This window comes from Micrococcales bacterium (assembly GCA_016703125.1).
In the GTDB taxonomy this organism is placed as follows: Bacteria; Actinomycetota; Actinomycetes; order S36-B12; family UBA10799; genus JADKAV01.
Genome location: JADJCR010000003.1, coordinates 346,581 through 369,465 on the forward strand (window position 1 = coordinate 346,581; position 22,885 = coordinate 369,465).

General features: G+C 67.9%; 24 protein-coding genes, 1 tRNA gene and 1 pseudogene. 8 read left to right on the forward strand and 18 right to left on the reverse strand.

The annotated features are described in order from the left end of the window. Nucleotides 1-8: 8 nt before the first annotated feature. Together IPG68_05985 and IPG68_05990 are read left to right on the forward strand one after the other, a co-directional pair. Nucleotides 9-836, forward strand: a complete 828-nt coding sequence (locus IPG68_05985) for a beta-lactamase family protein (protein ID MBK6762841.1) — start codon at nt 9-11, stop codon at nt 834-836. Continuing rightward, nucleotides 719-2,101, forward strand: a pseudogene (locus tag IPG68_05990) (serine hydrolase). The gene IPG68_05985 and the pseudogene IPG68_05990 overlap by 118 nt, the downstream one beginning before the upstream one ends. 573 nt (nt 2,102-2,674) lie before the next feature. Here the strand turns inward: IPG68_05990 and IPG68_05995 are convergent. From IPG68_05995 to IPG68_06010, 4 genes are all read right to left on the reverse strand, one after another. After that, nucleotides 2,675-3,946 (reverse strand): hemerythrin domain-containing protein, encoded by a 1,272-nt coding sequence (locus IPG68_05995; GenBank protein ID MBK6762842.1) that lies wholly within the window; start codon nt 3,944-3,946, stop codon nt 2,675-2,677. Nucleotides 3,947-4,288: 342 nt separating this feature from the next. Further along, nucleotides 4,289-5,023 carry a hypothetical protein gene (locus tag IPG68_06000; protein MBK6762843.1) on the reverse strand — a complete coding sequence of 245 codons (735 nt, stop codon included), beginning with the start codon at nt 5,021-5,023 and terminating at the stop codon, nt 4,289-4,291. A 417-nt stretch (nt 5,024-5,440) separates the two neighbouring features. Further along, nucleotides 5,441-5,863, reverse strand: a complete 423-nt coding sequence (locus tag IPG68_06005) for a PIN domain-containing protein (protein ID MBK6762844.1) — start codon at nt 5,861-5,863, stop codon at nt 5,441-5,443. Continuing rightward, a complete protein-coding gene (locus IPG68_06010; protein ID MBK6762845.1) occupies nt 5,853-6,080 on the reverse strand; it encodes a ribbon-helix-helix protein, CopG family in 228 nt (75 codons plus the stop codon). The genes IPG68_06005 and IPG68_06010 overlap by 11 nt, the downstream gene beginning before the upstream one ends. 175 nt (nt 6,081-6,255) lie before the next feature. On the opposite strand from IPG68_06010, the gene IPG68_06015 reads away from it, so the two are divergent. Further along, the gene (locus tag IPG68_06015; GenBank protein MBK6762846.1) at nt 6,256-6,768 is read left to right on the forward strand and encodes a hypothetical protein; all 513 of its coding nucleotides are present in this window, start codon (nt 6,256-6,258) and stop codon (nt 6,766-6,768) included. Nucleotides 6,769-7,555: 787 nt separating this feature from the next. Then, the gene (locus IPG68_06020) at nt 7,556-8,137 is read left to right on the forward strand and encodes a class I SAM-dependent methyltransferase (GenBank protein ID MBK6762847.1); all 582 of its coding nucleotides are present in this window, start codon (nt 7,556-7,558) and stop codon (nt 8,135-8,137) included. 388 nt (nt 8,138-8,525) lie between these two features. Here the strand turns inward: IPG68_06020 and IPG68_06025 are convergent. Together IPG68_06025 and IPG68_06030 are read right to left on the reverse strand one after the other, a co-directional pair. After that, a tRNA-Arg gene (locus IPG68_06025) sits at nt 8,526-8,598 on the reverse strand. Between the two features lie 57 nt (nt 8,599-8,655). Further along, nucleotides 8,656-9,528 (reverse strand): LLM class flavin-dependent oxidoreductase, encoded by an 873-nt coding sequence (locus IPG68_06030; GenBank protein MBK6762848.1) that lies wholly within the window; start codon nt 9,526-9,528, stop codon nt 8,656-8,658. 418 nt (nt 9,529-9,946) lie between these two features. Here IPG68_06030 and IPG68_06035 point away from each other — a divergent pair, with 418 nt between their 5' ends. Then, the gene (locus tag IPG68_06035; protein ID MBK6762849.1) at nt 9,947-11,098 is read left to right on the forward strand and encodes a beta-lactamase family protein; all 1,152 of its coding nucleotides are present in this window, start codon (nt 9,947-9,949) and stop codon (nt 11,096-11,098) included. A gap of 8 nt (nt 11,099-11,106) precedes the next feature. On the opposite strand, the gene IPG68_06040 is transcribed toward IPG68_06035, so the two are convergent. Genes IPG68_06040 through IPG68_06065 form a run of 6 tightly spaced genes read right to left on the reverse strand, consistent with a single transcriptional unit; the run spans nt 11,107 to nt 15,090 of the window. After that, nucleotides 11,107-11,877, reverse strand: coding sequence for a Pr6Pr family membrane protein (locus IPG68_06040; GenBank protein MBK6762850.1), 771 nt, complete (start codon nt 11,875-11,877; stop codon nt 11,107-11,109). A gap of 44 nt (nt 11,878-11,921) precedes the next feature. Next, nucleotides 11,922-12,677 carry a sulfite exporter TauE/SafE family protein gene (locus IPG68_06045; GenBank protein ID MBK6762851.1) on the reverse strand — a complete coding sequence of 252 codons (756 nt, stop codon included), beginning with the start codon at nt 12,675-12,677 and terminating at the stop codon, nt 11,922-11,924. 6 nt (nt 12,678-12,683) lie between these two features. Then, a complete protein-coding gene (locus IPG68_06050; protein MBK6762852.1) occupies nt 12,684-13,037 on the reverse strand; it encodes a rhodanese-like domain-containing protein in 354 nt (117 codons plus the stop codon). A 7-nt stretch (nt 13,038-13,044) separates the two neighbouring features. After that, nucleotides 13,045-14,481 carry an MBL fold metallo-hydrolase gene (locus tag IPG68_06055; protein MBK6762853.1) on the reverse strand — a complete coding sequence of 479 codons (1,437 nt, stop codon included), beginning with the start codon at nt 14,479-14,481 and terminating at the stop codon, nt 13,045-13,047. Next, complete coding sequence (locus IPG68_06060; protein ID MBK6762854.1) at nt 14,478-14,774, reverse strand: rhodanese-like domain-containing protein; 297 nt, start codon at nt 14,772-14,774, stop codon at nt 14,478-14,480. The genes IPG68_06055 and IPG68_06060 overlap by 4 nt, the downstream gene beginning before the upstream one ends. Before the next feature lie 58 nt (nt 14,775-14,832). Next, the gene (locus IPG68_06065) at nt 14,833-15,090 is read right to left on the reverse strand and encodes a metal-sensitive transcriptional regulator (protein MBK6762855.1); all 258 of its coding nucleotides are present in this window, start codon (nt 15,088-15,090) and stop codon (nt 14,833-14,835) included. A 230-nt stretch (nt 15,091-15,320) separates the two neighbouring features. Between IPG68_06065 and IPG68_06070 the strand changes: the two genes are divergently transcribed. Genes IPG68_06070 through IPG68_06080 form a run of 3 tightly spaced genes read left to right on the forward strand, consistent with a single transcriptional unit; the run spans nt 15,321 to nt 17,807 of the window. Continuing rightward, the gene (locus IPG68_06070) at nt 15,321-15,680 is read left to right on the forward strand and encodes a carboxymuconolactone decarboxylase family protein (protein ID MBK6762856.1); all 360 of its coding nucleotides are present in this window, start codon (nt 15,321-15,323) and stop codon (nt 15,678-15,680) included. A gap of 49 nt (nt 15,681-15,729) precedes the next feature. Further along, complete coding sequence (ettA, locus tag IPG68_06075; GenBank protein ID MBK6762857.1) at nt 15,730-17,418, forward strand: energy-dependent translational throttle protein EttA; 1,689 nt, start codon at nt 15,730-15,732, stop codon at nt 17,416-17,418. After that, nucleotides 17,418-17,807, forward strand: coding sequence for an acyl-CoA thioesterase (locus tag IPG68_06080; protein ID MBK6762858.1), 390 nt, complete (start codon nt 17,418-17,420; stop codon nt 17,805-17,807). The genes ettA and IPG68_06080 overlap by 1 nt, the downstream gene beginning before the upstream one ends. Here IPG68_06080 and IPG68_06085 read toward each other — a convergent pair. The 6 genes from IPG68_06085 to IPG68_06110 all read right to left on the reverse strand — a co-directional run bounded on the left by IPG68_06085 (nt 17,797) and on the right by IPG68_06110 (nt 22,845). Further along, on the reverse strand, nt 17,797-18,699 hold the full coding sequence (locus IPG68_06085; GenBank protein ID MBK6762859.1) for a diguanylate cyclase: 903 nt from the start codon (nt 18,697-18,699) through the stop codon (nt 17,797-17,799). The genes IPG68_06080 and IPG68_06085 overlap by 11 nt on opposite strands. Nucleotides 18,700-18,743: 44 nt before the next feature. Next, entirely contained in the window at nt 18,744-20,246 is a 1,503-nt protein-coding gene (locus IPG68_06090; protein MBK6762860.1) for an SDR family oxidoreductase, read from the reverse strand. A gap of 42 nt (nt 20,247-20,288) precedes the next feature. Further along, the gene (locus IPG68_06095) at nt 20,289-20,705 is read right to left on the reverse strand and encodes a globin (GenBank protein ID MBK6762861.1); all 417 of its coding nucleotides are present in this window, start codon (nt 20,703-20,705) and stop codon (nt 20,289-20,291) included. Beyond that, entirely contained in the window at nt 20,702-21,103 is a 402-nt protein-coding gene (locus tag IPG68_06100) for a hypothetical protein (protein ID MBK6762862.1), read from the reverse strand. Before IPG68_06100 ends, IPG68_06095 begins: the two co-directional genes overlap by 4 nt. A 65-nt stretch (nt 21,104-21,168) precedes the next feature. After that, nucleotides 21,169-21,534, reverse strand: a complete 366-nt coding sequence (locus tag IPG68_06105; protein ID MBK6762863.1) for a DUF4386 domain-containing protein — start codon at nt 21,532-21,534, stop codon at nt 21,169-21,171. A gap of 393 nt (nt 21,535-21,927) precedes the next feature. Continuing rightward, nucleotides 21,928-22,845 carry a mechanosensitive ion channel family protein gene (locus IPG68_06110; protein MBK6762864.1) on the reverse strand — a complete coding sequence of 306 codons (918 nt, stop codon included), beginning with the start codon at nt 22,843-22,845 and terminating at the stop codon, nt 21,928-21,930. Nucleotides 22,846-22,885: the final 40 nt, after the last annotated feature.

Here is a 22,885-nt window from a genome sequence, read left to right on the forward strand (position 1 = left end):
GGATCGGCATGCGCATCGGCAGGGTTCTGACAGCCACGATGGCCGCGGCGATGGTGCTCGGAGGCGCACCAGCCGTCAACGCCGTTCAACCGGCGAAGAAGCAGCCCCCGTCTTTCGACACCACGATCAGGGAGGGTCGCAAGGCCGTCCGGTCCGCCCTTAAGCAGACCAAGTCGACGTCGGCGTCGGTGGCTTTGGTGTCGGACGGCAAGGTCGTGTGGAGCCAGACCTTCGGTCGCATCAACCCGGCCGGCAAGAAGCCCTCGCCGACCACGCAGTTCGGGGTCGGGTCGGTGAGCAAGGTGGTCACCACGATGGCTGTGATGCAGTTGGTGGACGCCGGCAAGGTCTCACTGGACGCTCCGGTGACGCGCTACATCCCGGACTTCTCAATGAAGTCGCCGCAGTACAGGCAGATCACCGTGCGGATGCTGCTGAACCATTCCGCCGGTGTCCCCGGCACCGACTACGCCGACGCCTGGAGCAACGAGCCGATCCCCTCCTACGTTGATCGGGCCCTCGGGGGGTTGGCGAACTCGCACCTGAAGACCACCCCGGGTGCGATGAACGTCTACTGCAACGACTGCTTCACGTTGGCCGGGGAGGTCGTCGAACGGGTGTCGGGGGTGCCGTTCCAGGACTACGTGACCGCCAATATCTTGAAGCCGCTGGGCATGGGTCACTCCCGGTACCAGACGTCGGTGCCGGCGCCGGGAAACGTCGCCCCGATCATTCAAGGAGGCAAGGCGCAGCCCATCGAGATCACCAACCTGTTCGCCTCGGTGGCCTCGTCTCCACGTCCAAAGACATGGCTCAGCTCGCCAGAGTCTTCATGAACGATGGCGTGGTCGGCGGCAAACGGATCCTTTCGAGTTCGGCCATCCAGCAAATGGCTGCCGACGAAACCGCCACCACACTGCGCGTCGGGCCTCCCAGCTTCCTGCGTTACGGGCTGGGCTGGGACACCGTCGAGGACCCGGCCTTGAGATCCGCCGGTGTGCTGGGCTGGACCAAGGGTGGCGACACCGTCGACTACCACGCCTCGTTCGCGATCGTTCCCGACCACGGGCTGGGGGTCGTCGTTCTGGGCGCTGGCCGGAGTTTCAGTTCGATCGCTGCCGAAACCGTCGCGCAGACGGTGCTGCTGAACGCGCTGGTCGAGACCGGCGCGATCAAGAAGATGCCCGAGCAGGTCGGCGGCACGCCTGGCAAGGGCAAGGTGACGTCGAAGATGGCCAAGAAGAAGACCAGCAGACTGACGGGCACGTTCCTGGCACAGAACTCGACGCTGCGGCTGACGAAGGTCAAGCAGCGGTCGCTCAAGGCAGCGACACTCGTTGACGGCGAGTGGGTCGACAACCCTGGCCGTTTCGAGTTGCGCAACGACGGGGCGTTCTGGTCCACGAAGAGTCCCGGGACCTCGATCCGGTCGGTCAGGGCGTGGGGCCACACCTATGTGGTGCAGCGCAGCATCGGGGGAGTGGGCACTTACTACTCGCACATCGCCAGGGGGCAGAAGATCCGCTCGGGGGGCGCGCTGTCGCCGGCCTGGCAGGCGCGATTGGGCGCGAAGTGGCTGCTGGCCAACGAGAGTCCGAAGTCGCTGACCTGGACACTGTCCGGCACTCCCGCCGTGGAGATCGCGTCCATCCCCGGTCTGTCCGGGTACCTCCTGGCCAGCGGCGCGCTGGTTGAGTCCGTGCCCTTCGACGCCACCACTGGCGACGCCCTGGGCACGATGTTCCTCGAGATCCCCCTGGGGTTCGGCCGCGACTTGTACGACTTCGACTTCTCCATGAAGGGCGGGGAGGAGTACCTGTCGTTCAGCAGCAGCGTCCTGCGGCCCGCGGCGACCGTGCCCAGCCTGAGTCCGGGCAGCAACACGGTCAACATCGACTCGAGCGGTTATGTCCAGTGGTACCGGGTGCCCACTGCCGCTGGGCTGACGATCTCGGGTCAGAGCGACTGGAAACTGTTCGACGACAGCCTGTCGATGGTCGACTACGGAGGCGCGGACACCGCGGTGAAACAGGCTCCGGCAGGGGCCTACCTGGCGGTGTTCGGGCCGCCGGGGAGCACCGCGACGGTGGTGGTCCCGTAGTCGCCAACGAGGCCGGAAGGAAGTCGGCGCCGGCCGGGGTGCTTCTTACTGGGTACTGGGTCGCGCTGACCGCCGGTACTCCTGGGCTGGGGGAGTGCGTCGCGAGGGGGCGTGGGTACGCTCAGCGGCAAGGTCTCGGGGGCGGGTTGTCGCGTTGGATGGGGCTCGTGCAGTTGGTTGACGCTTAGGCGGCGACGGACCTCAACCAACTGCACGAGCCCCATCCGACTGCACGAACGTCACCAAACGCCCCGACCAGGCAGGCCGAACATTAACGGTTCCGGCGACCATGCGGTTCACCATCGAACGTGCTGCCGCCGGAGGTGTGGCGCGTGGCACGTGTGTGAAGCCCACGCGGGCCAACAGGAAGAAGAAGAGTTGCACGCGCTACCGGAAGGCGAGCAGCGTGAAGGTACCTGGCATCGACGAGGGGAAGACGTCCCTCCGAGTCACCGGCAGGCGCAGTCCGGCCAAGGTTTTGTCTACCGGTGATTACCGGCTGGTTTCGATCGCTGTCGATGCGAAGGGTGTTCGCAGCAACCGGGCCACAGCCACCTTCAGCATCACGAAGCGTTAGGGGCGTCGGGGTCCGGAAACATAGGTGGCGCGCCGTGACATCGCCCGCGAGAGCATGATCTGCCACGCGGGCAGTGCCAGGAATCCGGCAACTCCCATGGCCACCCCTGTTGCGGCCACAGCGCTACGCGGTCGTGAACCGCGGGGCAGCGCAGCACCCGCGGCGGCCAGCGCCATGCCACCCAGCCCGGTGCCCCCGATGATCCGCGCGGCCCGGGCCAACCGCCGCGGCAGCACCCCGCGGGTTGCAGCCGATCGGCCGACGGCCTCGGTCCACAGCAACAGCACCGCGCCGAAGCCGGTGCCGATGACTGCTTGGACAGGGAAGCTGATCGCCCCGGTGAGTAGCAGCGCCGAGCTTGCGGCCGACGCGGTCCCGCCGACCGCCACGGACCGGGTCAGCAGCGGCAGCCGACCCGGTGAGCCGAGCAGGTCGCACACGCCGGCCGTCATGGGGATCATGCTCAGCGCGGCGACCGCCCCGACCGCATCGTTGGCCGGTCCGGTCCATTCGTAGGACTCGTCCCCCGGCAGTCCTACGGTGTACAAGGCCAGCAGCAGCCCGTTCGCGGTGCAGCCCGTGACGCCGGCGACCAGCGCCCATCGCTCGACCCGACGTGCGGCCGACTCGTCCAGCGCCACGTCCGGGGACCAGCGGACCTTCGCCCGGCGCCGATAGGAGGGCCCGAAGCCGTAGATGAGCACGAACCTGAGCACCGGCGGGACTGTGTGCACCACGACGTCGTACCCCTCGGGGTCGATGTCCTCAAGCATCCAGTGCCCTTCCATCGCCAGTTCCTTGGTCGACTTCGACTTGAGGAAGTACCGCTGCTCGATGTCCTTCCACTCCCGGTCGCTCATGCTGGCGGACACGACGGGCATGGCCTCGGCCACCTCCCGGTCCAGATGCGGCACCAGCACGGCGAGCAGATCATCCAGCGCCCCGACCAGGGCGACCCTGGGGGCGTCGGTCGCGGTCGCGGTGTACTCAGCAGCGGCCTTGGCCGCGGCGTCGGCGGCAGGGGCTATCCGCGCGTGGTCGGCCTCCATCGAGTCCGGGAGTTCGGACGCCCCCGGGCTGCGGTCGCGGACCAGTGGCCAGACTCCCTGGTCCTCACCGCTGTGGTGTCCGTGCAGGAACTCCAGCATCCACGACACGTGTTCGCCCAGCGCCACCCTCTGGCGGCCTCGCGGTGGCGGATCGTCAGCGAGCACGTCGCGGGCTCTTGACAGGTCGCTCTTCAGTGCGGCATGGACGATGCCCATCATGCGGGTGTCGGCCGGATCGTCGGCTTTCATGTTTCCTCCTCGTTTCTCGGGTTTCGCCTGCTCATGGGTTCGTCGGTGTGGTCGCTGCCGATGAACCGCGCTCCTTCCACATCACCGGCCCAGTCGTCGCCGGCCCGCCGGTACTGACACTGGGCGGTCGCCGTCCCAGGTGTCATGGGGCTAGGTCCCAGGTCGGGTCGGGAATCTTGTCCCGAGGCGTGTCGCACCTATTGCGTGACGCCGCCCTTGGCCCGAACGGTGGAGGGATCATGATCCGCGAGGAACTAACCTCTCATGGGCGCGTTCGTGGCCCACCGGCTGTTGCCCAGCGCAAGGACGTCGTCAACGAGATGCGGCCCACTGAGGGATTACCCCATCGGGTCTGGGCGCCCAGCAGCGTGCCGTCCGGACCAGATCAAGGCCAGCCGCACCGCAGGCGTTGTTCGGCCAGTCGGCCACGGGATCGGCCGTCCGTGGGGAGCAGAACACCGGGGGTGTGCAAACGACGTGCTCTTCCGGGCCAATGGCGTTCACCACCAGCACAAGTGGGCTCAGTTGGCCGCGAGGTCGAAGGTCAGCGGGCCCCAGCTGCAGCCGTATCCAAGGGCGTTGTCGACCCCGTAGGTGGTGATCTTGTGCACCGTGCCGGTCACCGCACGCTTGGTGAACCGCCCTTTGAAGGTCCACTGGGGCTCCGTTGTAGAACTCGGTCTGGCTGAACCGGCCCTTGCGTACGCGGCCCTCCCACCTAGTGATCTGCAGTCGCGCAGTGATGCGCTTCGGCGTGGGCACGAATTCGGTGCCGTTGAAGATGTCGCATGTGGCCTTCACCTTGGTCCAGGTGATGAACGGAGCCATGTAGACGCGCTCCGTGGTGGAGTTCCAGGTCCGCTTCAACTCCAGGGTGACCTTGCCCCCGTTGGCCGTCCCACCGGTGTAGATCGTGCCGGGCTTCGGCTGGACCGCGTTGGGGGCGGCGGAGGCCACACCGGGCATCCCTGCGAGCAGTGCTGCGGCCATGACCGCAGTACCGGCCAGCCGGCCGACCGGAGCGTGGCGTGCAGGGGAGGGAGCCATGATCGGACAGTAGGTGGCGAGGGGCGCGGCGTCAACATACAGGCGCGCCGGTCAGGCCTTACCTGCCGCACGGATCGAACCGAGAGGGTCTTCCCTCCGTACTCCTCGAACCCTGGTGCCCCATAGCCTTGGCGGGTCCGGGCTCGTGTGTTAGACAGCCTGCGGCGACGAGCTGGTCAGCGACCTGTCCCGTGGAGATCGCTGTCGACGCGAAGGGTGTGCGCAGCAACAAGGCCGCGGCCACATTCAGCATCAAGAAGGTGACGAAGCGATAGGTGCAGTCGGACGACTTTGATGAGGCGAGTGCGATACCTAGATGTGGGCGTGGCCGGCAGGCGGCAATTGGTCCCGCTGGTGTCGGGTGGGGCTCAGACCGCGTAAGCCGCCCTGTACCACCTCGGGCGTTGTTGCACCTGCTCATGCCAAGGGGTTGAACCACCGGCACTGGGGGAAGCGCGCGAAGTCGCTGTCGTTGCTGGCCACCGCGACGCCGTGCTCGATGGCCATCGCGGCCAGTTGCGCGTCGGGAATGAGATTGCCCGTCACACCTCCGGCAAGGAGGCCACCGAGGATCTCGGAGGTGCGCTCGCCTGCCGGTGGGATCCATACCTGCGGTTGGGCGAGCCAGTCGCTGACGAACGACCACGCCGTCGCCGAGTCCAGCGGGTTGGCGGTCACCCGCGGGTGGGTGACGATCCGCAGGAATGCTCCGATTGTCTGCCACGGCAATCCGATCCGCAGTGGACCGGTCATGGCCTCCTCGAGCCAGCCCGACGCGACGCGGTGGTGTGCGCTCGTGTTGTCCACTGCGTACAGGAGCAGGTTGGCGTCAACGATCATCGCTGTCCAGGATCTCCAGCACTTCCGCAACGTTGCTCACGTCGATGCGCAGGCCAAGGGGCATCGATCGCTGGCGGAACGGTCGGGCGACAGGCCGACGCGCCATGCCTGCGCGGGCCAGTTCGTTGACGGCGGCGCTCAAGCCGATGCCGCGCTCATGGCGCAGACGCTCCACTTCTGCTGCCACGTCGTCGCTCAGGGTCACGGTGGTGCGCATGGCGACACTGTAGCATCTCGATGCACATAACTCAGCATCAAGATGCTAAGGATGAATCGTCCTGTCATGGCGGTCCTGCCTGGTATGCGCAACATCGTGCAGGCGACGAGCCACTCCTCGGGTTCGATACCAGATGGTGGATGGATCATGATCCACGGCGGGGTAGCCTCCCGCCATGAGGGCCCTATTCGCCAGTGCCATCCTTGCGTGCTCACTGCTCACTGCGGTACCGGCGCACGCCGACAGCACATATGCGGGCTGTGATAGGCCGACATTCTCGAAGTCGGTGAAGTTCAAGAACAAGTTCGCCTACAGCATCGAGCAACCGGTGATCGGGTGTACCGAACACTTCGACGTGGGCGGATGCAAGATGCTCGTCAGCGCCGACTCGCTGGAGCAATTCGCCGTCATTGAGGTGGGTAACAAGGTGCGGAGTTCGCGACCATGGACTGCTGGCCAACGTGTCGAGCAGCCCATCATTCCCGGGTGCGCGGATGCCACGACGGGCCCCCAGCCGCCCTACGTAACGACGAAGCACCAGGCAGCGTTCCTGCTGACGTGGAAGGGCAAGAAGTACATCGCCCGCCCCAGTCTCAAAGTGACGTTCAACGGGTACAACACCGAAGGCAGCATCGTGGCGTTCAAACCCACGGGGCAGTGGGACTTCAAGAGGTTGACGAAGAACTAGATACTCAAGGACGTCCCGCGGGGACGTGTGGGATTTCCCACCAACATGCCCGTGTCCCCAGGAGGCGGCCGCAGCGCGGCAAGTGATCGAGGCGATCGCGCATGCCCTGGGCGCAGCGGCCGAGCCGCTCTTGATGCCGGAGGTGCATTCGACCTGCGTCAGCAGCATGGAATCGACGGTCGGATTGTCCAGCTCGGCCGTGATTTGCACTCCGCAGATCCGCCACCCCGCCTTCACCTGCCACGACGCGAACTGGGGGTCGGCTGGATTGGCGAAACTCACGGCGCCCTGCTTCGTACCCAGCGGGAGGTCCGGCTCCCCTCGACCGGCTCTGCGGGCGCCTGCGCCGTCACCGTCTCTGCGCACCCTCGCGGTCCCGCAGTATTGGGCGGCCACAAGCCGCCAGGACTGGCGCGAGTAATGGGCGGTACCTCGGCGCGCATCGTGAAGAGCCGAAGGCGTATCCACGTCTCCACGACCCGACCGCACGCCCTGCTCGGCTGAGCGACCTGGACGGCCGGGAGCCCCCCAGTCCATGGGCATCGCCGGACGGCGTGCCGAGGCAGCCTCGCACCCGGCCGGGTGTTCGCGGCGACTGCATCGCCTGGCGGTCCAGCCCGCACCGAGCGGGCAGCCGCCGCGGGTGGCGGCGCGTGGGCGCGCGTCGGCCCCGGTTGCTGCGGGGACCGTGCACGATCGGCCCCGGCACCGAGGCCGGTTGGGCCCGGCGGATCTTGCGCGGCGCCTGCCACGGTGCTTCCATCGAGAGATGGGGCTGTACGACGCGATGTACCGCGTGGGCTATACGCCGTGGGAGCACCCGGGTGAGGCCTGGATGTCGCAGTTGGCGCAGCGGCTCGACACTGAGGAGGCCGAACGGGCCAAGCCGCTCGGCCGGGTCCTCGATTTGGGCTGCGGCCGCGGGCAGTACGCCCCGCAGTTGGTCCGGCGCGGCTGGGAGGTCGTCGGAATCGACTGTGCCCCCCGGGCCATCGATGAGGCGCGACGTCAGGGCATCGAAGGCGCAACCTACATGGTCGGCGATGTCAGCGACCTGCCCGTGGACCGGCTCGGCACCTTCGATTTCTTCTTCGACGTCGGCTGCTTCCAGCACTTCGACGCCGGTCAGCGAGTAGGTGCCGGACGCGGCATCACCGCGCTGGCCAACCCGGGGGCCACGCTGCTGATGATGGCCTTCTCGCGGCCCACACCGATCGGGTCCTTCGTCAAGGGTGTCTCCCCCGACGACGTGCAGGCGGCCCTCCCCGGCTGGGACCTGCTCGGTGTCGACGATGCCGACACCGGCGGGATGGACTTCCCGATGCGGCGCATGCAGCCGAAGTGGATGCGGCTGCGCCAAGGGTCCTGAACTACAAGGACCCGGCCGGCCGCGTGATCCATCAGAAACCCGCCACTTCCTTGCTGGACCCGCCGCGTGTGGCGGGTCCAGCCGAGTGGCGTGCTCCAGTGTGGTCGAGGCTCCGGTCACGTTGCGGACCGTTGGGCCGATCGCCTCAGTCGGCCACAGGGTCGCTGACCCGCGCGGAATCCATGTGAGGCCCGGTCGACCGGCATCAGCGCAGGTCAGCCATGTAGTTGCTCAACCAGGTAGTCAACGCTCCCGAACATGCTGACCAGTGTTACGGCGTTGAGGTGTGGGTAACCGTTGCTGCGTTCAGCCAGGACGAGCTGCCTCCTCTGCCGATGGACTTGCGCGACGTGATCGTCCTCTTTGAAGATCATTCCCCCCACGTGAGCGCGCCCGGAGGGATTCGAACCCCCAACCAACCGGGTAGAAACCGGTCGCTCTATCCGTTGAGCTACGGGCGCTAGTACTCCCTGCATTCTGTCAGAGCCGACATTGTCCCCTTGCCGGCCTCGGGCGGCTCAGCCCTCTACCGCCTCGCGCACCGCGGGTGCGACCTCGAGGGTGAACCGTTCCAACTGCGCGTCCTCGTCCTCTGCCCTGGGCCACAAGACGAATGAGTCCATACGGTGCTCCGTGACCAACGTCGAGAGCTGCTCCACCCAGTACTCCAGCGGCCCACGAATCGCCTTGGGATCGGGTTCGACGCGGTCCTGCATGGTGCCGGAGATGTTGTAGATGCGGCGGATGGTGGCCGGGTCGCGACCGGTGGACACCGCTGCATCCTCCAGCAGGGCGGTCCGCTCGGGAAGGGCCGTCGGTGGCAGGTAGGCCATGGACGGAATCCAGCCGTCGGCCAGTTCGCCGATGAGCCGCATCATCCGTGGCCCGTAGCCGCCGATCCAGATCCCGACGTCGTGCGCCGTAGGAGGCCCGCCGTGCACGCCGGTGAGGGCGTAGTGCTCGCCGCCGACTCGCAGGCCGCGCTGATCGCTCCACAGCGCCCGCACAACGGCAATTGCCTCTCGCAGCGCATCCAACGACTCCCGCGGGTTGCGCCTGGGTCCGCCCATCGCCGCGATCGCATCCCAGAACCCGCCGGCGCCGAGGCCGAGTTCGAAGCGCCCTCCCGACAGCAGGTCGATGGTCGCCGACTGCTTGGCGATCATCGCGGGTCCGCGCAGAGGCAGGTTGGCGACGTCGGGGAACAGTGTGATCCGTTGGGTCACTGCGGCCAGGTGAGCCATAAGCGCGAAGGTGTCTGCGAACCGCCTCTGGTAGGGGTGGTCCTGGATGCCGATCAGGTCCAGTCCGTTGGCCTCAGCCCACTTGACCCGGCGCACGACGTCCGGCAGTCGATCCGCTATAGGCGCGGGGAAGAAGCCGAAGCGCAGAGTTCGCACAATGCCCGAATCTACCCCTGAACTGGTGGTGACCGCCTGCACTCTCAGGAGGGCTCCCTGGCACAGCGCCACTGGGGCCGACCCCGTTGACAGCCACGCGTTCGTTCCCAATCAGGCCATCCCAGTACCGGTGCTCGTGACGCCCCGGCCGGGGTCGCCCAGGGAGGCACAGTGCAACAGGAGTTACAGAGGGGGTTTCCCACCGCGGTCGCCGGTGTGAACTCGAGGTCGGGCAGTGATCGCGTCCCTGCGCCTTGAGCGCCATGCTCGCGCCCAGGCCATGCGCCCACGGGCGGGGGAGCCATGCAGGTGCGAGAGCACGGTGATCACCCGACTTCCAGTCCACGGCTCGGCTGGTCGGAACCGGTTGGAACGCTGACCGCTGACTGACACCCCGTAGGCTGTCGCAATGCTGCCCTTCTCCCGTCTCGCCGTGCCCGTGGTCGCCGCCCTCGCTCTGACCGCCTGTTCGTCGGGGGGCGACACCGGGGACCCTACCTCGGCCCCGCCGACCCCTGCCGCGCAGACCCTGCCCGCCCAGACCACGGAGGCGCTCGAGACCCAACTGACCAAGACCATGGCGCGCAACAACGTGCCGGGGGGCGCGGTCGAGGTGTGCGTGCCGGGGTACGAGGACTGGGCGACAGCCCAGGGGGTGGCCGACGTCGACAGCGACACCGCCATGACCACCGACATGTACTGGCCCCTGCGCAGTGTCACGAAGTCGGTGACCGTGACCCTGCTGCTGGAACTGGTGGACGAGGGCAAGGTCAGCCTCGACGACACGATCGACAAGTGGGTCGACGGAGTTCCCAACGGCGACACAGTCACATTGAGGCAGTTGGCCGACATGAGCAGCGGGGTGCCGGAGTACACCACCCAGGCCTGGATCGAGGACTACGTGGCGGATCCGGAGAGGGCCTTCACCACCCAGGAGCTCATCGACTACGCCAACGCAGAACCCGCGCAGTTCGCCCCCGGGGCGCAGAAGGTCTACACCAACACGAACACGCTGCTGCTCGGTGAGGTGGTGGCCCAGGAGTACGGCCAGCCTTTCGACCAGGTCGTCACCGAGCGGATCGTGCAGCAGCTCGGCCTGGACCAGACGCGTTACGAGACGGCGGTGAACGACTGGCCAGGGGAGCATCCGACCGGCTACCAGCCCGACGACCAGGGCCAACTGCAGCCGCAGGACAACAACTTCACCACGCTCGGCCCGGCGGGTGCGATGACTTCGACGCTGCCGGACATGTGCCGGTGGGGGGCCGCCCTGGGTTCCGGGGAGTTGCTCGAGTCCGCCACCCAGCAGGCGCGACTGCAAGGTGCGCCGCTGGACAAGGGCCCGGAGTACGACACGTACGGGCTGGGCATCGGCACCCTCGAGGGCTGGGTCGGCCACACCGGGGAGGGGTTCGGCCACACGGTGCTGGTCATGCACAATCCCGCGTCCGGGGCGACCGTGGCGGTCGGCATGAACGTGTCCAACCTCGGCAAGCACGCGCCCACGCGCTACTTCCGCAAGATAGCCCCGATCGTCGATGCGGTGCCGCCGGCGGCGTAGACAAGTGATCAGGGCAGAGGCGTCGCCCGTTGTCCCTTGCTGAGCCAGCGGTCGAGGCCCAGGAACAGGAATCCGAACGCCAGGCCGAGCAGCACGATCACCACGATGTTGACCCCCACGCCGGCGTACCCGCCCAGGTCGGCGGCCCCGGGGATCAGCGGGCTGGGGTCGTTCACGTCGATGAACGGGTACGGGTACCAGTGCTGCGGCTCGCCCAGCGTGGTGGCCGGGGCCTCGGGCGGCGGTTGCACGAGCAGCAGCCCCCGCAGCAGGGTGTAGACCAGCCACACGACCGGGATCGCGAGCATCGTGAACACCTCGCGGCGGCTGAACCGTGGCCGCGGGCCGAACAGTAAGAACCCCAGGAATGTCGCCCACGGCACGATGTAGTGGAACCCGAGGTTGGTGTAGACACCCAGCCCGACCGGCTTGTACAGCGGCGCCAGCACGATGGCGTAGACCAGGCCGGTCACGGTGATCATGACCAGGCTGGTCATCCGGAACCAGCGGAAGCCGCGGCCGTCGCGCTGCGGATCGGCCGCGAGCATCCAGTTGGCGATGAACGCGACGATGTTGCTCCACACCGTGAAGTAGCTCAAGGTGAACCACAGGCCGTTGAGCGCACCCCCGTTGCCTTCCTGCGTGGCCGAGATGTAGCAACTGAGCAGGAACGCGCCGGTGCCGACCGCGGCGACGATGGTCCAGTAGATCCTGGCGGCGCCCACCCGGGCCCCCTGCGGTGTGACCGTGACGGTCCCGGACTGCTCGGTGGTGATCATGGGCCAAGGGTGCCGTCTGCGGCCGTCGGTTGCCAGGCGATGGTTCAGGCGCCGGAGGCCTGCGCCACCGTGAGCAGTGACATCGCCAGCACCAGGCTCGCGAAACCGATCCCGAGGTGGCGCTCCGACCAGCGGTTGGACCACCGCGCCGCGGCCGCGCTGCTGATGAGGACGAACACCGCTACCACGGCGGTGGCCGTGAGATCCAGTGCCTCGCCGGCGCGGGGGATGAACGCCACCGCGGAGTTCAAAGTGATGACCAGCAGCGCAGTGGCGGTGGCCTGGTACATGCCCATGCCCATGACCAGGGCCAGCGCGGGCACGACGAGGAAGCCGCCGCCCACCCCGAAGAAGCCGGTGAACAGTCCGACCGCGGCGGCTGTGACCACCACCAGCCACCAGGCCCGTCTGGTCCGCTGGTGCACCTCCCCGCCGTGATCTGTGCGCAGCGCTTTGCGCAACATCAGCGTCCCGGCCACCACCAGGACGACTGCGAACCCCCACAACTGGATGCGGTCGTCGGTGAACAGAGCCAATTTCGAACCGGCGATGGCCCCGACGGCACCCAGGGCGCTGAAGAGGAACCCCTCGCGCCAGGCGATCCGGCCGGCGCGGGCGTGAGGGATGAGCCCGCCCATCGCCCCGATGCCGACGACCACCAGGGAGGTCGTCCCCGCCTCATCGGTCGGTGTGCCGGCGGCGACCAGCAACGGTATCGCGAGGATGCCGCCGCCGCCGCCGAACAGGCCCAGCGACAGTCCCAGGGCGACCCCGATGAGGGCGTACTCGAGCAGCTCCACGACCGCCTACGCGATCCTGCCGGGGCGCCCGCGGCGGTCGAGGACCTGACCGCCGGCGGACTCCCAGGCGCGCATCCCGCCGCTGAGACTGTAGGCCGCGATCCCCTGCTTGCGCAGCAGCGAGGTGACGGACCGCGAGCGGTTGCCGGACCGGCAGACCACGACGACGTCCTTGCCCTTGCTGACCCGGCTGAGTTGCGTCGCAACTTGCGCCTTCGGGATGTGCATGGCCTGCGGGGCGTGCCCCGCGTTCCACTCGCCGTTCTCACGGACGTCCAGCAACTGCGCGCCGGAGCGCACCCATTCCCGGGCGTCCGCACCGGACACCGAGGGGACCTTGAACCGGTCGAAGAGTCCCATGCTGACCTCAGTCCGTGTAGGCGCTGCCGAGCATCATGGCATGCTCGTCGCGCACCATCGGCAAACCGGCTTTGGCGGCGTTCTCGAACTGGTCATCCACGACCACGACCGGCACCCCGGCTCGCACCAGCAGCGAGGCGCCGACCATGGCGCGGAAGCCGCTGCCGCAGGAGATCCAGACCGTCGCGTCGGCGCCGGCGTGCGCGGCGGCGTCGCTCCAGGCTTTGATCTGACCGATGCTGTCGGGCAGGTCGTGCAGCGGGACGTGCCGGGCGCCCGGGACGTGGCCCTCCTGCCACTCCGTGCGGCGCCGGGCGTCGACCACGAGCAACTCGGGGTCCGCGTCGAGGGCCTTGGCGAGTTCCTGGAAGTCGGCGCGCTGCACCGATCCCAAGTCCTGCGTCCCGCGCGCCCACGAGGTCGGCTGTCCGACGTTCTGGGCGGCGGGCCGGTCGATGCCGATACGGACCAGGTCGCGCTGGAACTCGCTGATCTGCTCCTGGGTGGCCCCGAGCAGGGTGACCGGGGTCCCCCAGGGGATCAGCCAGCCCAGGTAGGTGATGGCGTTGCCCTCCGCGTCGAAGCTGAGGCTGCCCTTGATGTGCTCGGCTGCCCACAGCCGGCGCTGGCGAAGGTCCACGATCCACTCTCCAGCCTCGATGCGGCGGCGCAGTTCGTCGGGGTCGGCGGTCTCGGCCGGGCTCAGGTCGATCGCGCGAGCGCCCAGTTCGTTGGCCGGGCCCATGTGCTTGTAGTAGGCGGGGAAGGCGTCGAGGCCGGCGAGCAGCTCGGTGACGAACTCCTGCTCGTCGAGCAGCGCGGCGGGATTGGACTGTGCCTGGTGGGCGACGGTGGATTCCAGACCGACGGTCGCCGTCGCGCTGCAGAAGGAACCGAAACCGTGGGTCGGCATGACAGCGGCATCGGAGTCGACACCGTCGATGAGTTTGCGCACCGAACGCCACTGCGCGTGGGCCAGTCCCTCTGTGGCCTCCGGCCCGATGAGGTCCGGCCGTCCGACACTGCCGAACAGCAGGGAACCGCCGGTGAAGACCGCCTGATCGGTGCCGTCGAGGGCGACGGCGTAGGAGACGTGGTGCGGGGTGTGACCCGGGGTGTGCAGCACTCGCCAGGCCATGTCACCGGAGGTGAACGTGTCACCGTCACCCATCTCGGCGGCGGTGAACTGGTAGTCGTGGCCGACGGGCACGACGTAGGTGGCGCCGAGTTCCTCGGCCAGCACCAGGCCGCCGGATACGTAGTCGTTGTGCACGTGGGTCTCGACCACGTGGGTCACGGTCCAGTCGTGCTCGGCGAGTACCGCGTGGATGCGGTCGATGTCGCGCTGGGGGTCGACGACGACCGCCGTGCGGGCGAACCCGACGACGTAGGAGCGGTCGCCGAGGTCGGGGGTGTCGATGATGACGATCTCGGGGGTGTTCATCGCGTGTAGACGCCCTCCTGTGAGCCGGTGACGATCTGGTAGCCGTGTCGGTGCCACATCTCGGTGCCGCCGGCGACGTTGATGGCGCGGATGCCCTGCTGGGCCAGCCACATCACCACCTGCCCGGAGCGGTTGCCGGTGCGGCAGACGACGTAGGTGGGGGGATGGGAGGTGAACTCGTCCTTGCGCAGGGGCACCAGGGACATCGGGATCCACACGGCGCCGGGCAGGTGGCCGGCGTCGTACTCCCATTTCTCGCGCACGTCGATCAGGTGCGGTGGGTTGGTGTCCATCAGTGCTTTGAGGTCGTTCACCGAGATCTGGTCGATCACGTGGTCGTGTCCTTTCGGGTCAGGCGAGGGAGAGGAAGAGCTTCTCGAGGTCGGCCAGGTCGCGCGCGTCGTGCGCCTCGGGGTGGGTGCTGCACTCGCGCAGGCTGCTGGCGACGATGGCGAAGCCGGCCCGGTCGAGGGCCTTGGACACCGCGGCGAGCTGCGGGACCACCTCCCGGCAGTCCCGCTCCGCCTCGAGCATCCGGATCACCGCGCCGATCTGTCCCTGGGCCCGCTTGAGGCGGTTGATGATCGCCGGGCTGTCCTCCGCGGGGATGCCGACAGCGGTCACTGGCACTCGCAGCGCTGGTCGGCGGGGAAGCGGCTGAGAATCTGGGCAGCGTGCATGCCGCAACCGGAGTAGGTGACCTTCTGGCAGTTCGAGCAGGTCGCGGGGCTGCACATTCGGATTCTCCTATACAGGCGGGGGGTATGTGTCGCGTTGAGACGACTATACCCCAGGGGGTATCCTGGTGCAAGAAGCACCCGCCACTCGAGGAGGAACACATGGCCTACGGCCAGCAGGTACTGGACGACCTACGCCCGGAGACCCGGGAGTTGCGCAGGATGATCCCTGACGTCTACAAGGGCTTCGCCGCACTGCACGGCGCGGCGTTCGCGCCGGGGGTCCTGGACACCAAGACCAAGGAGCTCATCGCGCTGGCCATCGCAGTCAATACCCAGTGCGACGGGTGTATCGCGTCGCACGCCCGGGCGGCGGCGAAGAACGGCGCCACCCCGGAGGAGGCAGCAGAGGCCATCGGGGTGACCCTGCTCATGGGTGGCGGCCCGGCCTCGATCTACGCGCCCCGGGCGTATGCGGCTTTCCTGGAGTTCCACGCGGAGGTACACGCCGACAGCCAGTAGCCGCTGACGGCCCTGCGGTGCGCTGTGGCCGACGAACTACCCTGGCGTGGTGGCTGAATTCATCTACACGTTGCGCAAGGCCCGTAAGGCACACGGCGACAAGGTCATCCTCGATGACGTCACCCTCTCGTTCCTGCCGGGCGCGAAGATCGGTGTTGTCGGCCCCAACGGCGCGGGGAAGTCGACCCTGCTGAAGATCATGGCCGGGACCGAGACCGTGTCCAACGGCGACGCGATGCTCTCGCCCGGCTACACCGTCGGCATCCTCGAGCAGGAGCCACAACTCGACGAGTCCAAGAACGTCCTGGAGAACGTCGAGATGGGTGTCGCCGGGACCAAGGCCCTGGTGGCACGGTTCAACGAGATCGGCGAGGCGCTGGCCGACCCGGAGGCAGACTACGACTCACTGCTGTCCGAGATGGGCAAGCTGCAGGAGGAACTCGACCACCGCAACGCGTGGGACCTCGACGCCCAGCTCGAGCAGGCGATGGACGCGCTGCGCTGCCCCGCCGGCGATGCCGACGTGTCCGTGCTGTCCGGTGGCGAGCGCCGCCGGGTCGCCCTGTGCGCCCTGCTGCTCAGCCAGCCGGACCTGCTGCTGCTCGACGAGCCCACCAACCACCTCGACGCCGAGAGCGTCCAGTGGCTCGAGCAGCACTTGGAGAAGTACCCCGGCACGGTGGTCGCGATCACGCACGACCGGTACTTCCTGGACAATGTGGCCCAGTGGATCCTTGAAATGGACCGCGGCCGCTGCTACCCGTATGAGGGCAACTACTCGACGTACTTGGAGACCAAAGCCTCGCGACTGAAGGTCGAGGGGGCCAAGGATGCGAAACTGCGCAGGCGCCTGACCGACGAACTGGACTGGGTGCGGTCCAACCCCAAGGCGCGGCAGGCGAAGAGCAAGTCCCGGCTGGCGCGCTACGAGGAGATGGCCGCCGAGGCCGACCGGACCCGCAAACTCGACTTCGAGGAGATCCAGATCCCGCCGGGTCCGCGCCTGGGCAGTGTGGTGGTCGTGGCCGATCACATGGACAAGGGCTTCGGCGACCGTTTGCTCATGGACGACCTCAACTTCGACCTGCCCCGCAACGGCATCGTCGGCGTCATCGGCCCCAACGGGGTCGGCAAGACCACCCTGTTCAAGATGATCGTGAACGCCGCCGGCGGCCTGAGTGACGAGACCCCCGACTCCGGCACCTTGCGCGTCGGCGACACCGTGCTGTTGTCCTATGTGGACCAGAGCCGGGCCGGTCTTGACGCCACCAAGACCGTGTGGGAGGTCGTGTCCGACGGCCTGGACTACATCAACGTCGGCAAGGTGGAGATGCCCTCGCGGGCCTACGTCTCCGCCTTCGGGTTCAAGGGCCCGGACCAGCAGAAGCCCGCGAAGGTGCTTTCGGGAGGCGAGCGCAACCGACTCAACCTGGCGCTGACCCTGAAGCAGGGCGGCAACGTGCTGCTGCTCGACGAACCGACCAACGACCTCGACGTCGAGACCCTCGGCAGCCTGGAGAACGCCCTGCTGGAGTTCCCCGGCTGTGCGGTCATCACCAGCCACGACCGGTGGTTCCTCGACCGGGTCGCCACACACATCCTGGCCTACGAGGGTGACTCGCAATGGTTCTGGTTCGAGGGCAACTTCGATGGCTACGAGCGGAACAAGGTCGAACGGCTCGGACCGGAGGCGGCTCGCCCGCACCGGGCCACCTACCGCAAACTCACGCGCGGCTGATGTACCGCGCGCGCGTGGCCCTGCGCTGGTCCGACATGGACGCCCTGGGGCACATCAACAACTCGGAATACCTGCGCTACTTGGAGCAGGCCCGCATCGAGTTCCTCGCCGATGCCGGTGCGGCCGGCGTGCCTCGGGAGGCCGGCCTGCTGGTGGCCAGGCACGAGGTCGACTACCGCAAGCCGATGCCCTACCGGCGGGAGCCCATCGAGATCCCCACATGGGTCGACCGGATCGGCAGCACGTCGTTCACCTTCGGCCACGAGGTTGTGGCCGACGAGGTGGTGTACGCCCGGGCCCGAACGGTGCTGGTCTGCATCGACGACGGGGGCCGTCCGACGCCGGTGCCCAGCGCCCTGCGCAAGCACCTGGAAGGCTTCACCCGCTGACGCCGGGGTGCACCACCACCTGATCCCGCCCGCCGCTCTTGGCTTGCCGCAATGCGTCATCGGCGCGCTGCATGAGAACCGTGAGGTCCGTCTGCGCCCCGCTGGCCACCCCCACGCTGACGGTCACAGCCGGTAGTTCAGCCTCCGCGAGCGCGTCGCCCAGGGCGCGGCGGATCCGCTCGCCGACCCGGCCGGCCGCGGAAGGGGAACTGTCCAGCAGGACCAGCGCGAATTCGTCGCCACCGAGGCGGACCGGGTAGTCGGCCTCCCGCATCGATGTGATCAGGACCTCGCCCAGGACCGCCAGCGCGCGGTCGGCGACGAGGTGCCCATGGTCGTCGTGGAGCTTCTTGAACCCGTCGATGTCGAGCATGACGACGGCGTTGGTGGTCTGGGGGTCGTTGCGCCACGCCGAGCCGATCATGTGTCGCAGGGCCCGGCGGTTGAAGAGGCCGGTCAGCGGGTCGGTGTTCGCGGGCGACCCCAGTTCCAGTTCGCGGAGGGTACGGGGCGTGACGTCACGCTCGATCGCGGCGAAGTGCGTGATTCTGCCGTGGTCGTCGTGTAGCGCGAAGATGTGCATGTCCAGCCAGTAGGCGGTGCCGTCCTTGCCGAAATTCAGGATCGGGCCGTCGAACCGGTCACCGAGTTCCAACTGACGCCGCACTGCGGCCGTGGTCTCCGGGTCGGTGAGACCGGGCTGCTGCAGAAAGCGGGGGCTGCGTCCCAGGACCTCCTGCTCGGTGTATCCGGTGAGGTCGGTGAAGGCCTTGTTCACGTAGACAATCCGGGGACCTGGCTCGTCGAGAGGCTCCGCTTCCGTGATCACCACGATGTCCTGCGCGACGTCCACGAACTGGCGGAACTCAGCCGTGGTCAGAGCCTCGCTCACGCCGTCATCATGACGCAGGGCGAATCGGTGTTGCCAGTTGCAGGTCAGCCGACCGGGTGCGCCTCGACCGGTTCGGTGGCACGGGGTAGGGCCTCGGCCTCCTCGGCCATTCCCCGGATCATGGGTGGGAAGACGAAGGCGTGGAACGGTGCCACCGCCCACCAGTAGGCATGCCCGGCAAGTCCGCGCGGGAAGAACACGGCCCGTTGCCGGAGGTGGGTGCGGTGCACGCCGTCGGCCGTCAGCCGCCACTCGATCCATGCCAGGCCAGGTACCTTCATCTCGGCACGAAGGCGCAGCAGGCTCGGCGGCTGGTGGGCCTCCACCCGCCAGAAGTCCAGCGCATCGCCGACCTGCGTCCGGTTCGGGTCACGCCGGCCGCGACGCAGCCCCACGCCGCCGACCGCTCGATCCGCCAGGCCCCGGATGCGCCACATCCAGTTGGCGCTGTACCAGCCGTGCTCCCCGCCGATGCCTTCCACCACGTCCCAGACCCGGGTGATGTCGGCCGCCACGACCCGCTCCCGCACATCCGTGTACAGGGAGCCACCGGCCCAGTCCGGGTCCTCCGGCAGGGGGTCGCTGGGGGCCCCTGCCACCGAGGCACTGGACCACCGAGTGGCCACGTCGGCATCCTGGATCCGCTTGATCGCCAAGCGCACCGCCTCCCGGAAGGACAGGAGACCCGCCGGTGGGTCGGGCACGATGTCGGCGATGTCGTGGTCGCGGGCAACGACCTCCACCTTGAGCGAGTCGACCAGCGGCCGGGCGATGCTGTTCGGCACCGGGGTGACCAGTCCCACCCAGTGCGCGGACAGCCCGGGGGACAGCACGTTGACCGGCAGCAGGACCCGGCGGGGCAGGCCCGCGACGGAGGCGAATCCGTGCATCATGCCTGCGTAGGTCGTGACGTCCGGGCCGCCGATGTCGTAGGCGCGGTTCACCTCGCCGTCGTACTCCATGGCCCCGATCAAGTAGTGCAGGACGTCGCGCACGGCGATCGGCTGGGTGCGGGTCTTCACCCACCGGGGTGTGATCATCACCGGCAGGCGCTCGGTGAGGTAGCGGAGCATCTCGAACGACGCCGACCCCGATCCGATGATGACCCCGGCGCGCAACTCGATGGTCGGGACGCTACTGGCCCGCAGGATCCGGCCGACCTCAGCGCGGCTGCGCAGGTGCGCGGACAACTTGCGCTGCGGGATGTCCGGCACCATGCCGCCCAAGTACACGATGCGCTGCACCCCGGCCTGTTCGGCAGCCTCGGCGAACACCGTGGCCATGGTGCGTTCCTGATCCTCGAAGCCATGCCCTGTGCTCAAGGAGTGCATCAGGTAGTGCGCGCCCTGCATCCCGGTCATCGCCCGCCTGAGGGCCTCCGGGTCCGTGGCATCGCCGGCGAAGATCTCCACGCGGTCCGCCCACGCCCGCTCGGATAGCCGCTCGGGGTGGCGGGCCAGCACCCGCACCTGGTGCCCGCGGTCGAGCAGTTCGGGGATCAGGCGCCCTCCGATGTAGCCGGTGGCGCCGGTGACGAGCAGTCGCATTGTCTCAGTGTGACGTGGCACCGGCCGGCCCGCATCCGTGGGTCACGCGCGTGTTGGTGGATCCAGCGGCATGCCCCGCACGGGGTTGGTGGGCTGGTTCACCATGCTGTGGGCGGCCATCACAAGGTAGTCCCACATCCTGGCGTCCTGTTCGGCGTCCAGGTGGCGCTTGTCCAGTGCGTCGCGCATATGCCGCAACCAGAGGTCGCGGTGGTGTTCGGTGATCTCGAAGGGTGCGTGGCGCATGCGCAGTCGCGGGTGGCCACGCTCGTCGGAGTACGTGCGCGGGCCACCCCAGTACTGCTCCAGGAACATACGCAACCTGCGCTGCGCCGGTCCGAGGTCCTCCTCGGGATACATGGGCCGCAAACCCGGATCGGCGGCCACGCCGGCGTAGAAGTCGGCGACCAGCGCGGTGAAGAACGCCTCGCCGCCGAACTCGTCGTAGGGCGTCGTCATGGTTCCAACGTAACCTCTGGCCGCGGGCGTCCCGGACGGGCGGTGACCCGGGGGAAGAGGTAGCCGATCACCACCGCCAGTGCGAGGATCCTGACCGCGTTGAACAGCAAGCCGATGAGGAAGTACCGGGTCGCATCCGCCGTCTCGGTGAAGTACTTCGCGGGCACCTCGACGAGGACCGTGACGGCGACCAGCGCGATGACGCCCAGCAGAAGGGACTTACGCACGGCGCTGCGAGCCGGGATCCGTTCGTAGTAGCGCAGCAGGCAGTAGCTGACGCCGAACCCGAGGATGAGGCCTCCCACCAGCGCCTGGACGAGCATGGGGAGGTAGGAGATGTCGAGGCCGGCCCGGTAGTCGGCCGCGATGGGTGTCAGCGAGATCGCGAAGTTCGCCACCCAGAAGGCCGCTCCGCCCGCGAGGGACAGGAGCGACGCGCTGCGCCATCGTCCGGCGTCCGCGCTCATTGCTGTTGTGCCGGGTCGGGGGCCTCAGATTCGGCCACGCCGACGATGAGCAACCACAGCATCAGGCCGACCTCGGCGAGCAGGCTCACGAAGGTCCCGGGGGTCCGGATCTCCGGATGGTCCGGCAGGAGCAGGGCCTGGAAGAACCAGATCAACTCGGCGACGCCGTCGAGGATGAGCAGAACGCCCAGCACGCGGGGCAGGAACCCGGACTTGTAGACCAGGTAGCCCAGGGGAACAGCCAGGTGCCGTAGAACAACTGCGCGGTCACGAAGCCGGTGCGGTACACCTCGATGGCGACCAGCGCGGGCTCGCCGACTGCAAATTCCATGGCGGACACCAGGTGGAGTTGGCTCGCGCACTGCACGGCGACACCGACCGCGTTGAGCAGCAGGAACAGCAGGGCAAGGTCCCGGTTGACCGGTCGCAGCAGGACGTACAGTCCCCAGGCGGCCATCAGGAAGAAGAACGCCGAGAGGAACGCGAAGACCAGCCCCGCGCGGAAGGCGTCCGGGCTTGTGGCAAGCGATTCTGCGACCTGTTGGGTATCGCCCAGGCCGATGTTCGCCATGGAGTCCGCGAGCACGGAACTGACCATGAACGCGAGGTACAGGCCCCCGGTGATCCTGGCGAACGCTGACCGGCTGAGGTGATCGATCTGGAATCTCATCAGCACTGCTCCGTCCCGCTGGCAGGCACTGCGCCCTTCTCACGGTACCGCCGTTCCTGATCCAGTCGGGGGCCAAGCGGCCACGTCACCTCGGGGGCGGCTGCGCACCACCGGGAGGCAGCGGGGGGCGGGCCACGACCGGTACTCGCACCCCGACCCGGTCGAACGACTCCTTGATGCGTGCCCGGATGGCACGGGTCAATGGGATCTGCTTCTCCGGCGCCGCCTTGGCGATGATCTTGATGAACACGGCCTCCCCGCTGACCGACTCCACGCCGGCGTAAGAAGGTTTGCCCAGCAGCATCTCGTCGTATTGGGGGTCGGAGTACATGTCTTCGGCGACGGCCTCCACGCATTCGCGCACGCGGTCGAGGTTCTCGTCGTAGGCAACGGGGACGTCCACGGCGGCCAGCACCCAGCCCTGGGATTGATTGGCCACGCGCAGGATCTCCCCGTTGCGCACGTACCAGACCACACCGGACAGGTCGCGGAGCCGGGTGATGCGCAGCGTGACGTCCTCCACGACGCCGACCGCCTCGCCGAGGTCCACCAGGTCGCCCACACCGTACTGGTCCTCGAAGACCAGGAAGATGCCGGACAGATAGTCCTTGACCAGGCTCTGGGCCCCGAAGCCCAGCGCGACCCCGAGCACACCTGCGCTGGCGAGCAGAGGCGCCACGTCGATGCCCAGGATCGGCAGGATCAGCAGCAGCCCGATGATGACCACGGTCAAGGTGATCACAGACCGGAGCAGGGCGCCGATGGCTTCAGCGCGCTGCTGGCGGCGCTGGCTCATCAGCACCTCGCTGAGTTCCTGCGTCCGTTCGGCACGACGGGTCTCCCCGAGCCGCTCGCGCCTACCTTGCGCGGCCATGCGCTTGATGATGCGGTTGAGGATCGCCACGGAGATCAACCGGATGGCCACGGCCAGGACGACGATGATCAGGATCTGCAGCGGCGGCCCCTGCAGGTACTCCCAGAACGTCTTGGCGTCATCCACCATCCCATTCTGCTAACGGAGTCGCGTAGGTTGCCCGCTTCTC